Here is a 15144-nt window from a genome sequence, read left to right as displayed (position 1 = left end):
CCTTTCGATGACCCCTACATGTGCCCCCGGGCGGATCGATTTTCACCGCCGGTAGCGTGGGCCGATAGTTCCCCGGGAAAGGATCGATACATGGATCTAGCAGGCATCGGTGTATGGAGTTCGCAGTTGCGCTACGGCGATCCCGGGCAGGCCGCCGAAGCCGCCGCGGAGTTGGAGGAACTCGGATTCACCGCCCTATGGATCCCGGACGTCGGCGGCCCGGTGCTCGATTCGGTCGCCAACCTGCTGTCGTCGACCAAGCAGGTGGTCATCGCCACCGGGATTCTGAATCTATGGATGCACGAGCCCGCGGAGGTGGCGGCGACGTACGCCTCGCTGACCGCTGAGCATGGGGAACGCTTCCTCTTGGGCATCGGGGTCAGCCACGCGCCGCTCATCGATTCCAAGGAGCCCGGTCTCTACCGCAAGCCACTCGCCGCGACGCGGGCCTACCTGGACGGCATCGATGCGACCGAGAACCCGGTGCCCGTCGCCAACCGCGTGCTCGCGGCGCTGGGACCGAAGATGCTCGAACTCGCCGCGACGCGGTCCCGGGGCGCGCACCCCTACCTCGTCACGCCCGATCACACCCGCTACGCCCGTGAGCACCTCGGCGAGGGACCGCTGCTGCTGCCGGAGCAGACCGTCTTCCTGACGAACGACCGCGAGGAGGCCCGCGCGGTCGGGACCAACTGGTTGCGGTCCTATCTGGCGCTGCCGAACTACGCCAACAACTTGTTGCGCTCGGGTTTCACCCAGGAGGAGCTCGATTCGGTCAGCGACCGGCTGTTCGACGCGTTGATCGCATGGGGTGACGAGGAGACCGTGCTGAACCGGGTGAACGAACACCTGCAAGCGGGGGCTGACCACGTTTGCGTCCAGGTGCTCACCGCGGACCCGCGGGAGTTCCCCCACGAGCAGTGGCGCCGGCTCGGTGCCGCGGTGAGCTAGCCGCTCGCCAGTTCGGACAGCACCTCGGCGCTCTCCATCCCGGCGACCTCCAGGTACACCTCGGCGACCATCGCGAGCCGGTCGGCGTCCGGTTCGCGTTCGACGAGTCGGTCGGCCAACTTCGAAACGCATCGCGCCGCGAACATGTCCGCGACCTTTGCCGTCGGTGTATCTAGCCAATCCCGGACCCGGGCGATCACCTGGGTCGCCAAGACGGAATCGCCACCGAGAGAGAAGAAGTCGTCGTCGACCCCGACCGTGTCGGTCGCGACGTCGAGTATCTCGGCGACAATGCCGACCAGCGCGGATTCCAGCGGCGTCGACGGGGCCCGATAGGCGTTCGCCGCAGGCGGTTCGGCTTGCGCGAGCTCTCGTGTGACGGCGTTGCGGTCGAGCTTTCCGTTCACCGTGTAAGGGATCCGGTCGGATACGACGATGATCTTGGGGATCATGTGCTCGGGCACCAGCTCGGTCAGCGCGGCGGCGACCGACTGCGAATCGAGGTTCGGATCATCGGTGCTCACAAGTGCCGCAAGCAGATCCGGCTCTCCCGGCAGCACCGCCGCGACCGCCCCGTCGACGTGCGGCACCCGCTTGAGCGCCGACTCGACGTCACCGAGTTCGACTCGGTAGTTACTGATCTTGACGCGGTGGTCGATACGACCGACGAAGTCGAGACTGCCGTCTGGCCGGTAGCGGACGAGATCGCCTGTCCGATACCACGTTCGGCCGTCGTACTCGACGAACTTCTCGGCGGTCAGGTCGGGCCGGCCACGGTAGCCGCGCGCGATGCCCCGCCCCGACACCCACAGCTCACCCGGCACCCAGTCCGGGCAGTCGGAGCCATCGGCGGCGACCACGCGGCAGACATTGTTGGGCAGCGGCGTGCCGTACGGCACCGCGGTCCACTCCGGCTCCGGATCCGCGACGTCGCAGATGGCCGCATGGATCGCGAGTTCGGTCGCTCCGCCGAGGCCGTGTGCGCGCACGCCGGGTGCGCACTTGCGCAGACCGCGGATGAGTTCGGGGCGTACCCAATCACCGCCGAGCAGCACCACGCGAAGCCCGGACAACCGCGAGCCACCGACAGGGAGCAGCATCTCCATCCAGCCGGGCATGAAATTCAGCATGGTGACGGAGTGACGTTCGACGAGCTCGGCCCACTTGTCAGGATCGCGCCGGTACTGTTCGTCGACCACGACGACCGCTCCCCCGGCGCGCAGAATCCCGAAAACGTCGACCACCGAGTGGTCGCATTCCAGCGTCGACAGCGCCAGGGTACGATCCGTCGCCCCGAGATCGAAACGGCGACTGACGAACTCGACGGTGTTCATCACCGCGTCGTGGGTCAGCTCGACACCCTTCGGCTCGCCAGTCGACCCCGACGTGAACAACACGTAGGCCAGGTCTCCTGGATCGACCGGGGTGGGTTCGGCGTCGATGTGAGCCTGCATCGCCGACGCGACGGTGAGGACCGGTGCGGTCGCCTCGGCGCGGCCGTCGCCGCAGAGCAGCACCGCAGCGACGTCGCTGGACTCGAGGATCCTGGCGGTCCGTTCGGCAGGCTGGTCGGCGCCGATCGGGAGATAGGCCGCGCCTGCGGCGAGGATGCCGAGCATCGCGGGGATCTGCCCGGCGCACTTGGGGCCGACGAGCGCGACCAGGTCGCCGGGCCGAACCCCATTGCGGCGTAACGTTTCCGCAATGGCGAGCGCACGCGTGCGCAACTCTGCATAGGTCAGGCAGCCGTCCTCGCTGAACACGGCGGGCGCATCGGGTGTCGCCAGCGCATTGCGGAAGAACCCGTCGTGGAGCGCCTCTCCACTTCGCGGCGCCGTCACGCTGTTCACCGCATGGCGCACCGCGCGTTGACTCTCGGGCACCGCGGGCGGATCGGAGGCGTCCCACGCCGCGTCGTCGGCGGCCAGCCGGGCCAGTTCCGCCACGTGGTAGGCGAACATCGCTTCGGGAACTCCTGGCCGAAACGCGGCGATGCGGACATCCCAGTTGATCATCAGACCGGTCGCCAGGGGTGTCGCCTGCGCGTCGATGAGTACCTGCGGGCCTTGGGAAATGGTCCACACCGGCGCACCGAATGCGTCGGTGACCTCACCGGCGAACAGGTCACCGAGCCCGAGCGCACTGGTGTACACGATCGGGGCGAGCGTCTGGGTGCCGCGGTGGCGGCCCAGGTCGCGCAGTACGGACAGGCCGGAGTAGCTCGAATGACGAGCGGCGTCGTGCAACGTCTGCTGCACCGCGCGGGTCCGCTCCGCGGGGGTTCTGGCCTGAGTCAGATCGATATCGAGCATCAACGACGAGGTGAAGCAGCCGACCAGCTTGTCGACATCGGGATGGAACGGCTCCCGGCCGAACATCGGCAGGTTGAGCAGGAACCGGGACCCGCTGGACCACCGCGCCAACGCATTCGAGTACGACGCGGCAACGGCCATCGCCGGCGTGCACCCACGCCGGTGCGCGGCCGCGAACAGCGCGTCGCGCGTGTCCACGTCGAAGACATGCCAGAGCCGGATACTGCGTCGGGGGTCGGCCTGTTCGGCAAGTGGAACCAGCGGCAGCGCAGGCGATTCGGGCAACTCGGGGATGCGGTCGGCCCACCACTGCCGGTCCTCGTCGGAGGGGCCGGGATCGGCGGCGGTGAGCGCGCCGCGGTATTGGCGGTAGGTGTAGCGCAGTTCGGGCAGTTCTCCACCGCGGTAGAACACCGCGAGGTCGGCCATGAAGTTGCGGTAGCTCACCGCGTCGGCGGCGTCCATGTCCATGTCGACGTGTAACCGCGTCCGCCCGTCCGGCAGCAGTGACAGGCTCAGCTCGAGCACATCGCCGTCGAGCATTTGATGCGATTTCTGGTGGCGCAGGTCTTCCAGCCGCTGCTCGGCCGCTTCCATGTCGAGTTCACGCAGGTCGTAGACGGTGACGGGTAGGTCGCGATCGCCGATCCGCTGGGTGCCGTCGGGCAGGATCTCCACACGCAACATCGGGTGCCGCGCAACGAGTTTCGCCGCCGCGTCGCGCAGGCGGTCCGGATCGACGCCGGCGCCGTCGAACTCGACGTACAGGTGGGCAGCAACGCCACCGAGTTGCTGATCGTCGTTACGGCCCAGCCACATCGCGTGCTGCATGGGCGTCAGCGGGAAGACGTCACCGTCATCTGCGTGGACGGCATCATCGACCTCGACGGATTCATCGGACGTGGACTGCCCCGCCACCAGCGCCGACCACGCGGCCACCGTCGGGGTCTCCGCCAATGCGGCGAAGTTGATGTCGATTCCCTGCTTCCGCCAACGCCCGGACAGCGACATCATGCGGATCGAATCGAGGCCGGACGCGATCAGGTCGGCGTGAGGGTCGACCTCGTCGGGCGTCACGCCGAGCAGCTCTGCGACCTCCGCGCGGACGGTGTCAAGAGAACGACCACCGCTGTTGTCTGCCCCGCCCGCAACACCCACACTGTCCTCCAAATTAGTAAAGGCTGCCCTAACTAATTCGGCGAGGCTACCTTATATTCGAGGCACCGAACACACCTACCTCGAGGGGTTACGGCACTCATGAGCACTGGTTTAGAGCCTCAGCGGAGCGATCTCACCACTGGCTTCGTGCCGTTCCCGCCCGAGCGCGCCCAGCAGTATCGGGAGGCGGGTTACTGGACCGGGCGACCGCTGGATTCCATCCTCGGCGACGCCGCCGCGGCCTGGCCGGACCGCGTCGCAGTGATCGATCCGAAGGTTTCGTACACCTTCGCCGAACTGCACGCGCGCGCCGACCGCATCGCTGCGGCGTTGGCGGATCGCGGCATCGCGGCCGGTGATCGAGTGCTGCTGCAGCTGCCCAACACGGCGCAGTTCGCCGTGGCGCTGTTCGGCCTCCTACGCGCGGGCGTGGTACCGGTGATGTGCCTTCCGGGCCACCGCTATGCCGAGCTGTCGCACTTCGCCGAAGTCAGCGGTGCGGTCGGCGTGGTCATCGCCGACCAGGTCGCCGGGTTCGACTATCGCGAACTGGCCCGCGAGTTGATGGCCGACAACCCGCGCCTGACCCACGTATTCGTCGATGGTGACCCCGGGCAGTACGAATCCTGGTCAGAGCTGGCCGATTTCGACGGCCCCGTCCCTGACCGCGCAGCCGCCGACACGAGTACGCCCGCCCTGCTTCTGGTGTCGGGCGGCACGACCGGACTGCCCAAGCTGATCGCGCGCACGCACGATGACTACGTCTACAACGCGACCGCCTGCGCGAAAGAGTGCGGACTCACCGGCGAAGACGTCTACCTCGTCGCCTTGCCCGCCGGCCACAACTTCCCGCTCGCCTGCCCCGGTCTGCTGGGGTCGATGACCGTCGGCGCGACGTCGGTGTTCACCACCGATCCCAGCCCCGAGTCGGCATTCGCGTTGATCGACCGGCACCGTGTGACGGTGACCGCGCTGGTGAACGCACTGGCCAAGGTCTGGACGCAGGCGTGCGATTGGGAACCCGTGCTGCCCACGTCGCTGCGTCTGCTCCAGGTGGGCGGTTCGCGGATGACCGCCGAGGAGGCGCGCTACATCCTGGACGGTTTGACGCCGGGACTGCAGCAGATCTTTGGAATGGCCGAGGGGATGCTGAATTTCACCCGCCCCGGCGACGATGTCGACGTCGTGGTCAACACGCAGGGCCGGCCGATGTCGCCGCACGACGAGATGCGCGTCGTCGACGAGGCGGGCCGCGAGGTCGCCCCCGGCGAGGAGGGTGAATTGCTGGTGCGCGGGCCCTACACCCTCAACGGCTACTACCGGGCCGACGAGGCGAACGCGCGGTCGTTCAGCCCCGACGGCTTCTACCGCACCGGCGATCGGGTGCGGATCTTCGCCGACGGTCCCAGGACGGGTTACGTCGAGGTCACCGGTCGCATCAAGGACGTCATCCACCGCGGCGGGGAGACCGTGTCTGCGTCCGATCTCGAGGAGCACCTGTTCGCCCATCCGGCGATCTATGCCGCGGCGGCCGTCGCCCTGCCCGACGAGTACCTGGGCGAAAAGATCTGCGCGGCAGTCGTCTTCAGCGGGCCTGCGATCACGCTCAGCGAGCTGAATCAGTTCCTCGACGAACGCGGAGTGTCGGCACACTCACGGCCCGACGTGCTTGTCCCGATGTCGACGCTGCCCAAGACGGCCGTCGGCAAGGTGGACAAGAAGAAGGTCGTGGCGCAGCTCGTGTCGTCCTGACGGTACTAGGGCACCGGAACTTCCTGCGAAACATCCGGCGCCGTCAGGAGTTCGGAGATTCGCTCTGAGACGGCCGCCGCGGTCGGGTACTCCCACAGCAGCGTCGGCGGCAGCGACAGTCCGGTCTGCTTCTCGAGTTGGCGCAGCAGCCCGACGGTCATGATCGAGTCGACACCGATCTCCACCAACGGCAGCGCGGTGTCCACGTCTTCCTCCGGCAGTCCGAGCTGGGCGGCCACCGCGGCGACCACCCGCTCGGCGACGCGCTTCGGATCGGGCTCGCCGTCGTCGCCGGCAAAGCTGTCCAACAAAGCATCCCGGATGTCCGAACCGCCGTCCTCGACTGGTGCCACGTCGGCGAGCATCGGCACCGCTGCGGCTTCCGGAAGGACCGGCAGCACAACGATGTTCGATTCGCCGTCGCGCATCGCCAGGTCCAGTGCGCGGACGGCTTCATCGGCGGCGATGGTGCCCATGCCGAGCGCGTCCAGTTGCGCCGCGACGAAGCCGGACGTCGAGCCCATCCCCAGCCCCCGCCATGCCGTCCACGCGATGCTGACGGTGCGGTCGCCGAGGCCTCGGCGGTGGCGCGCCATGACGTCGAGGAACGAGTTCGCGCACGCGTACGCCCCCTGTCCAGGGAAGCCTGCGAGGTAGCCGCACGACGAGAAGAGCACCATCCAATCCAACTGCTCCGGCGGGAACACCTCGTGCAAGGTCAACGTGCCGTCGACCTTCGGGTGCATTGCGGCCGCGAAGTCGGCGGGGCTCGTGTTGACAAGCAGCGCACCGGCTTCCACACCCGCCGCGTGGATGACACCGCGCACCGGCGGCAGATACCGCAGCGCGGCGCGTAACGCGTCGGCCGCGTCCGGCGCGCCGATGTCGAGCGGGATGATGTGCACCGACACCCCGCGCTCTTCCAACGCGGCCACGGTGCGGATCAACTCGGACTCCCCCGCATCCCGCCACTCGGCGCGTTCGAGCATGCCGGTGCGGGACAGCAACACCAGTCGTCGTGCACCGATGTCGGCGAGCCGTTGCGCCATGCGCAGACCGAGAACGCCTGTGCCGCCGGTGATCAGGTAGGTGCCACCCGCCGAACACTGCATGGGGGTACCGGTCCCCCGGCCTGCGAACGCCAGCCGCGCCACCTGAGCGACACCGTCGCGGAACACGACGACAGGATGGCCGTGCAGCGACGCCAATGCGCCGACGGGCAGGTGCGGCTCGCCGAGGTCGAGCACGCCGCCGAAGACCTTGGGGTGCTCGGCGGCAGCGACTCTGGCCAGACCCCACAGCGGCGCGTGGGCCACATTCTTGCCTTCGTGCACGCGTTCGGTCAGCACCCACATGCGCGCCTTCGCACCGTGGTCGAGGAGGTGTCTCAGCGTCCGCATCACCACATCGACCGACTGCTGGGGCGAGTCGTGGTTGCGGCACAGCACCAACACCACCGCACCGCGGTCCAACTCCGCGTCGGACGCGGCGATGTCGTCCGGACCGGCACACACCGCGTGCGGCACATCGGCGGCGACGAGATCGCGGGTCACGAAGTGCCGGGTGTCGGCATCTCCCCCGACGACGACCACGGATGACGGCCGGTCGTCGTCCCGCCACGGGACCGCGTGCCAGGTGATGTGGTGCAGCATGCGTGAAAGATCACTTCCCGCAGGGCTTTCCAGTTCCTCGAAGGACATACCCGTCAGCGACACGTGGACGGCCCCCGACTCGTCGGCGATCAGCACATCGGTCGTGGTGGTTCCCGGCCGCCGGCGCACGTGCAGGACCGCCACGGCGGGCGGGCGGCCGTACACCTGCACCCGTTCGATGCGTGCGGGCATGCGCAGTCGCGGCGGGCCGTCGAAAATGGTGGAGGCCGCAGACGTCGCCGCGTCCAGCAGCGGCGCCCATGTCGCAGGTGGCGTCAGGTAGCCGTCGCCGGCGACCCTGGCGATCAGCTCGCCCTCACCGCGGCGCAGATCGAGGATCTCCCAACCGAATCCCATCGCCGCCACGCCGAGTGTGGTCAGCGTGTCCACGACGTGGTTCGGTGTCAGCACTTCGGTGCACCGCGCTCGCGCGGCGGACTCATCGATCACCTGTCCCAGCAGATCCTCGATGTCGTCGTCGGCCGCGGCCACCGCACTGCTGTGGGTGATCCAGCCGCCGTCCTCGGCGTCGTCATCGTCCATCAGCCGTGTCGACAGAGTCAGAGCGCGGTCCTGCAGGACCACCTGGACATCGCGGGTACGACTGGGGGCGACGGGAGTGCGCAGCCGGACGTCCACGAGATCGGTACCGGACCGGTCGGAGCGGGTGTTCAGATCGGCTACGGCTCCGAGGAACGTGTTCAAAATGACTGCGGCAGGGACGATTTCCGTGTTCTGCACAGGGTGATCGCCCGGGTATGGCCGGGTGCTCATGTCCAGACGTGTCTGCCACATCGTGGACGCGACGGCTCCGGTCACGTCCATCCGCCCACCCAGCAGGGTGTGGCTGTCGACGTCGTGCACACCGCGGCCACCGGGTGGAGGTGTCGGCGTCCGCCAGAAACGGCGATGGTGCCATTGCGTGACGGGCAAGGCATCGGCCCATGGCGCGGACGCGTCAAACCCGTGCCGGACGCGAGCGCCGTTGCAGTGCAGGGTGCCCACCGCCGTGGCCACCGCGTGCAGTTCGTCGCGCTCGCGGCGCAGCAGCGGGACGACCGCGTGCTCGTCGACCCCGCTGTGCGTCAGCGTCTCGACGATTGAATGCGCGACCACCGGATGCGCGGACACCTCGAGGAACAGCCGGTGGCCGTCCTCGGCGGCGGCGGTCACTGCCTCCGCGAACCGCACGCGGTCGCGCAGATTGGCCACCCAGTAGTTCTGATCGCGCGGTGCCGTTGAGCGCGGATCGATCAGTGCTGTTGTGTACAAGGGGATCTCGGCGGGCCACGGGGTTGGCAACGCCGCGATGAGTCGACCGAGCTCGGCGGTCAGCGCGTCCATCATCGGGCTGTGAAACGCCACGTCGGTGTTGACCCGGCGGACCATCACGCCCTCGTCGGTCCAGACCCGGCAGACGTGTTCGACGGCGTCGACACTTCCGGACACCACGGTCGACGCGGGTGAGGCGCTGATGGCCGCAACCACGTCGCCGTGTCCAGTCAGCCGCCGTTCCGCTTCGGAGAACGGCAGTCGCACCAGGGCCATCGCGCCCTGGCCCGCCACCGACTGGAAGCCACGGGCGCGGTAGCACGCCACAGCGGCGCCGACCGTCAGGTCGAACACGCCTGCCGTCACGCACGCGGCGACCTCACCGACCGAGTGCCCGATCACCGCGGCGGGTGTGACGCCTCGCTCGCGCAGCACCGCGGCAAGGCCCACCTGCATCGCAAACGTCAACGCCTGCACCCGGTCTGTGCCGCCGAGCTCACCGCTGCGCAGCGCGTCGCGTGCGCTGAACCCCAACTCGGCACCGAACACCGGATCGATCGCGTCGATGACCGCGGCGAACGCGGGCACGCGTTCGAGCAGCTGACGTCCCATGCCCGACCAGTGCGACCCGTGCCCGGAGAACACCCAGACGGCGCCGTCGGCGAGCGCCCGGCCGGTCACGACGGACGGGTCGGCCTCATCGTCGGCCAGCGCGTCGAGCCCGGCCACCAGAGCGTCGATGTCCTCGGCCACCACGGCAGCCCGGACCGGCTCGTGGAAGCGGCGCGTCCACGCGGCGGCTGCCACGCGGTGGAGTCCGTGGTCGCCGGCGCGCAGGTGGTCAGCGAGCGCTCGCGCCTGCGTGCACAGCCGGGCGGAGGACCGCGCCGAAATCGGTATCACCCCCGGGGTTGCGATCGGCGAATCGACCGCTGACGCCGGCGGGGCCTCCTCGAGCAGGACGTGCGCGATCGTGCCGCCGTAGCCGTAGCTGCACACCGCGGCTCGGCGGGGCGTGCCTTCGACGCGCTGCCAAGGCTCCACCGTGGTGGGCACGCGCAGCCCGCTGGCGGCCCAATCAACCGCAGGGGTAAGGGTTTTCAGTCCAGCGGTCGGCGGGATGGCCTCGTGGTGCAGGGCCAGCGCCGCCTTGATGAGACCGACCACGCCCGCGCCGCCCTCGAGGTGGCCGACGTTGGGCTTCACCGAACCGATCCGACACGGCGCGTCGGCAGGCCGATCGACTCCGTAGACGGAGGCCAGCGCCCGCACCTCGGTGGGGTCTCCGGTCGGCGTGCCGGTGCCGTGCGCCTCGATGAAGTCCACGCTGCGCGGTGGCACGCCCGCCGATTCGCATGCGCGCGCGAACATGTGCGCCTGGGCGTCGCCGTTGGGCGACATGATGCCGACGGTGCGGCCGTCCTGGGCCACCGCTCCGCCGCGCACGAGCGCGATCACCCGGTCGCCGTCGCGCACCGCGTCGGACAGACGTTTGAGCACGACCACCGCAGCGCCCTCGCCGCGCCCGTAGCCGTCGGCGTCCGCGTCGAACGTCTTACACCGCCCGTCCGGCGCCGTCGCCCCGGCCTCGTCGAGTACCCGGGTGAGCCCGGGTCCGATCAGCGCGCTGACACCACCCGCCAGGGCCAGCGACGTCTCACCGGCACGCAGCATCTGGCATGCCTGATGCACCGCGACCAGCGACGCGGCACATGCGGCGTCCAGCGCGACGCTCGGTCCGCGGAGGTCGAGAAGATGTGACACGCGGTTGGCGATCCCGCACAGGGACGTGCCGATCCCGGTCCAGGCCTCGATGCCGGGCAGGTCCTCCATGATCAACTTGCCGTAGTCGTCGGAGTTGACACCCATGAGGACCGCGGTGTCGCTGCCCGCGAGCGTGCGCGGCGGCACCCCGGCGTGTTCGAGCGCTTCCCAACTCACCTCGAGCGCCAGTCGCTGCTGCGGGTCCATCAGTTCGGCTTCGCGCGGCGACACGCCGAAGAACTCGGCGTCGAAACCGGCGAGGTCGTCGAGGAAGGTGCCCCAGCGAGTGGTCTCCTTCAGGACGGCCGCGTTGCGAGGGTCCCGGCGCAGATACGGCTCCCAGCGCTCCTCGGGCACTTCGCGAACATCGCTTCGGCCCTCGGTCAGGAAGGTCCAGAACTGGGCGGGATCGGTGATGCCGCCGCCGAGGCGGCAGCCGATGCCGATGAGCGCGATCGGTTCGTTCGTGGCGGCCATGTCAACGAAGCCCCACACTTCCGGAAGCCTGGTCGTCTCCTACAGGCACCCCATACGGCAGTCGGGGTGGGATGAGTTCAGGCACAACCCAACCAACAGCACGCAAAAACGCACGAATAGTCATAGGAGCGCCTGCGCTTCGGCCGGCTTCACGCACCGCGAGCACTCAACCTTGCCGTCGAGCCGGTACCACTTCTTCGACCAGACCCGAACCGCCTCAGTCGCCTTCCCGCACAAACTGCTTGCCTTGAGGCTCCAACTACCATCGTCTTCAGCCCAGTCGATGACGCTGTCGTCCTCGGCCGCGGTCAGTGGAACTAGATGCAGCACACGCCCAGTACGGTTCGCGGCCCATGAGTCCCCGGGCGGAACCGGTGGCGGCATGAAGCCCCACTTCGGGCTGTGCGGGCAGTCATCGAACGGTATCTCCCGATGCTTCACCAATCTGATGTCAAAGCCACGTTCCTTGTCCCGCTTAATCATCTGGGCGTTGCCCGACATCTGCTTCCAGGCATCGTCGAGCGTGACGGTGTCGACTGTCATCACGCGCATCCCCGACACGCACCCGCATGACGCGAACATCGCCCAGCTGAGTTCACGGGCGGGAACAACCTCACCGTTCAGTTCAAAGCAAACGCCGGGAAGGAAATACGCATCTACTTCTGCGGCCCTGGTCATCAGCACTTCCCTCCGTGGCCCTCATGCAAAAGCTCAAACTTCAGTCGCCGCACCGCATCGGTGAATACTCGGTTTATTCCGCATACCTCACACCTGGACGGAAACCTTCGAGCAACCCGACCAGTGAACTGATCAACAAAACGAATCGACGGCACCGTTGAAGTAGTCATGACGCACCTGCCAGAGTGAGAACGGACAAACCCCAAATCGCGGCGGCCAGACCGCCAGCCACAATCACGCATGTCACCAGCGCCCCAATGAACGCCCCAGGGCCTATCAGGAACATGTAGACCGCCCCGGCAACGATGGGCAGGCAGCCCACGATGATTGCGATAACAGCGAGCGCAGTCATGCAACGCACCCACTTCTCAATAGCCGCCAACCGCAACCGGGCCTCCAAACGGCCCGCCTCAGCCGCAACACTAGCGAGGAGGATAGCCTTACCTAACAAATCTGAGGTCATGGCGGCCATCCTGGCACACCCGCCCCACTTTTTGAGGCCTACGCTCTGGCTACGCGGCGACGACGGGCGTGACACCCGTCACGTTTGGAAGTGCTTGCGCGGTAGTCATTTTCGCGGCAGCGGGCCTACAGGGTCTTGACCGCCAGCGGCTCGTCGGTGCCCGACACCCGGATGTCGACGCTGCGGATGTCCGAGGTGGGGATGCTCGTGGCCGCCGACAACCCGGTGGCCTCGTCGCCCGCCGGCCGCCAGGAACCGACGGTCGTCTGCGCCCCGTCCTTGGTCGTCACGACGATGTCGTAGCTCGTGACGTCACGCGACCAGGGCTTGGTGTACTGGCAGGCCCAGTGCAGCTCGGTGCCCCACTTCTTCTCCGTGACGGCGAGCTCGGCGGTCAGGCCCTCGCGGGCTCCTGGCTGCATTGGCGCCATCGCCACCGTCTGCACGGTCCCAGTCGTGCGCGGGAAGACCGTCGCGCCGACGACACCGCCGATGATCGCCAACGTCGCGGCGGCCGCGACGAACACGGCCAGTCCGGTGCGCCGCGAGCGCCGCTGTCGTGCCGCCGCCGCCGCGTAAGCCAGCGACGCGACGTTGTCACCGCGGGGTACCTCCGCGGGGCTGTCGACGATGTCGGTCAACGCGAGCGCCTCATCGCGGCTGAGGACGCTGAGAATGTCTGGCATCGCGGCGATCTCGTCGAGCTCGGCGTTCCGCTCCGGGTTCGCGGCGAGATAGTTCTCGAAGGTGCGCCGATCCTCCAGATTCAGCGCGCCGAGCACATAGGCGGCGTCCCATTCGGCGACGTCGTCGTCGGGTCGTTCGTCAGTCACGAGCAACCCCCCTTTCCTGCAACGCAATTCGTAACGCGCGCAGCGCGTAGTGAAGTCTGGATTTGATGGTGCCCTCGGGAACCTGTTCGTGGGCGGCGATGTCGGCCACGGTCTGGCCGAGGTAGTACGCGCGCACGATGGCGTTGCGATGGTCTGCCGACAGCGACTTGAGCGCGTCGGCGAGCACCCACTTGTCGACCGCGGGTCCGATCGCGTCCAGCGACGGCCGCTCCGGCAGGGTGTCGCTCTGTAGTTCGCGGGTGTAGCGGGCGCTGCGCCGGTCGTCGATGACGAGGTTGCGGGCGACGGTGAAGAGCCACGCGCGCGCCGATTCGCTCGGCTGCTCGAGAATCTCCGGCTTTCGCCAGAGCCGCAGCAGCGACTCCTGCACCACGTCCTCCGCGAACGGCATGTCACCCCTCGTCAAGCGCAGTACATAGCGCAGCAGATCCTGGCTATGGGCGTCGTGGATCGCTCGCAGTACCGCGGCTTGATCAGGATCAGTCATGTCCGATACACCCGCGTGTGCCTCGCTTTCCGTCGTCGTCGCACATACAACGGATGACCACCGCAAAAACGTTCACTGGCAATCGCAAACGCGGCTAACCGCACACTAGGTGCCGGAACCCCCGCTAATCAAGGAGAGTCCGGACCACCGCGTCGGCCAACAGCCGACCCGGGTCGGTGAGGATCAGACGGTCACCGTCGCGGGTCAGCAGCCCGTCCTCGATCACGGTCTGCGCCCGACGCCGCTCGGCATCGTTCAAGGCCGCCAGCGGCAGCCCGTCGCGCAGCCTCACCCGCAACATCACGTCCTCGGTGTGCTGCGCGCCGGAGTCCAGCTGCTCGAAGTCGGCGACCGGCAGCACGCCTTCGGCCAACGCATGCGCATAAGCGTTGGGGTGCTTGACATTCCACCATCGTGTCGCGCCGACATAGCCGTGCGCGCCCGGCCCGGCACCCCACCATTCGCCGCCGTTCCAGTAGCCGATGTTGTGTCGGCACTCGCCGCCGGGCAGGCACCAGTTGGACACCTCGTACCAACCCAGACCGGCCGCGCACAGCCGCGCATCGATCAGCTCGTAGCGGTGCGCGAGCACGTCGTTGTCGGGGGCGCTGATCTCGCCCCGGCGCACCCGGCGAGCCAGCGCCGTCCCGTCCTCCACGACCAGCGCGTAGGCCGACACGTGGTCGACCTGGGCCTCGATCGCGGCATCCACCGAACGCCGCAGGTCATCATCGGTCTCCCCCGGCGTCCCATAGATGAGGTCGAGGTTGACGTGGTCAAAGCCCGCCGCGCGGGCATCACGCGCCGCGTCGAGCGCCCGGCCCGGCGAGTGCACCCGGTCCAGCACCGCCAGCACATGCGGTGCCACCGACTGCATCCCGAGCGACACCCGGGTGAACCCGGCCGTGCACAGCTGCTCGAAGAGCTGCGGTGAGGTGGATTCCGGGTTGGCCTCAGTCGTGACCTCGGCGTCGGCGGCCAGGGTGAAGTGGCTGCGGACAGCGTCGAGCACCGACGCCAGACCCTGCCCACCGAGCATCGACGGGGTACCACCGCCGACGAACACGGTGTCGACCTCGGGCCGGGCGGACCCCAGCCGATCGGCGGCCAGGGCCAGCTCGGCGCGCAGGGCCGCCAGCCAGCTGTCGGGATTGGCGCCGCCCAGCTCGGACGGGGTATAGGTGTTGAAGTCGCAGTAGCCGCATCGGGTGACGCAGAACGGCACATGGATATAGATGCCGAACGCGCGGCCCGGCGTGAGCGCCAGGTCAGGCAGCTCGCGTGTCCCCGCGGTCCGGACTGTCATGCAGCCCAGTTTCCCAGA

General features: G+C 68.2%; 9 protein-coding genes. 2 read left to right on the top strand and 7 right to left on the bottom strand.

Translation table 11 applies throughout. The annotated features are described in order from the left end of the window. The first annotated feature begins 90 nt into the window (after positions 1-90). The gene (locus tag G6N43_RS13590; protein ID WP_083155430.1) at positions 91-951 is read left to right on the top strand and encodes an LLM class F420-dependent oxidoreductase; all 861 of its coding nucleotides are present in this window, start codon (positions 91-93) and stop codon (positions 949-951) included. Here G6N43_RS13590 and G6N43_RS13585 read toward each other — a convergent pair. Further along, positions 948-4421 carry a non-ribosomal peptide synthetase gene (locus G6N43_RS13585; RefSeq protein WP_083155426.1) on the bottom strand — a complete coding sequence of 1158 codons (3474 nt, stop codon included), beginning with the start codon at positions 4419-4421 and terminating at the stop codon, positions 948-950. The genes G6N43_RS13590 and G6N43_RS13585 overlap by 4 nt on opposite strands. A 99-nt stretch (positions 4422-4520) precedes the next feature. On the opposite strand from G6N43_RS13585, the gene G6N43_RS13580 reads away from it, so the two are divergent. After that, complete coding sequence (locus tag G6N43_RS13580; RefSeq protein ID WP_083155423.1) at positions 4521-6173, top strand: (2,3-dihydroxybenzoyl)adenylate synthase; 1653 nt, start codon at positions 4521-4523, stop codon at positions 6171-6173. Between the two features lie 5 nt (positions 6174-6178). Here G6N43_RS13580 and G6N43_RS13575 read toward each other — a convergent pair whose 3' ends face one another. The 6 genes from G6N43_RS13575 to hemW all read right to left on the bottom strand — a co-directional run bounded on the left by G6N43_RS13575 (position 6179) and on the right by hemW (position 15126). After that, the gene (locus G6N43_RS13575) at positions 6179-11338 is read right to left on the bottom strand and encodes a type I polyketide synthase (protein WP_163658088.1); all 5160 of its coding nucleotides are present in this window, start codon (positions 11336-11338) and stop codon (positions 6179-6181) included. Between the two features lie 120 nt (positions 11339-11458). After that, positions 11459-12016 carry a hypothetical protein gene (locus tag G6N43_RS13570; protein WP_133056540.1) on the bottom strand — a complete coding sequence of 186 codons (558 nt, stop codon included), beginning with the start codon at positions 12014-12016 and terminating at the stop codon, positions 11459-11461. Positions 12017-12182: 166 nt separating this feature from the next. After that, complete coding sequence (locus G6N43_RS13565; protein ID WP_133056541.1) at positions 12183-12479, bottom strand: hypothetical protein; 297 nt, start codon at positions 12477-12479, stop codon at positions 12183-12185. Between the two features lie 125 nt (positions 12480-12604). Then, positions 12605-13312: an anti-sigma factor gene (locus G6N43_RS13560; protein WP_083150052.1), complete on the bottom strand. Its 708-nt coding sequence runs from the start codon at positions 13310-13312 to the stop codon at positions 12605-12607. Then, positions 13305-13820, bottom strand: a complete 516-nt coding sequence (locus G6N43_RS13555; RefSeq protein WP_083150053.1) for a sigma-70 family RNA polymerase sigma factor — start codon at positions 13818-13820, stop codon at positions 13305-13307. Before G6N43_RS13555 ends, G6N43_RS13560 begins: the two co-directional genes overlap by 8 nt. Before the next feature lie 124 nt (positions 13821-13944). Beyond that, positions 13945-15126 (bottom strand): radical SAM family heme chaperone HemW, encoded by a 1182-nt coding sequence (gene hemW / locus G6N43_RS13550; RefSeq protein ID WP_083150054.1) that lies wholly within the window; start codon positions 15124-15126, stop codon positions 13945-13947. Positions 15127-15144 lie beyond the last annotated feature (18 nt).

The organism is Mycolicibacterium moriokaense (assembly GCF_010726085.1).
GTDB lineage: Bacteria > Actinomycetota > Actinomycetes > Mycobacteriales > Mycobacteriaceae > Mycobacterium > Mycobacterium moriokaense.
Note: the sequence above shows the minus strand (reverse complement) of the source record. Positions and strands in the feature narration are given on the sequence as shown.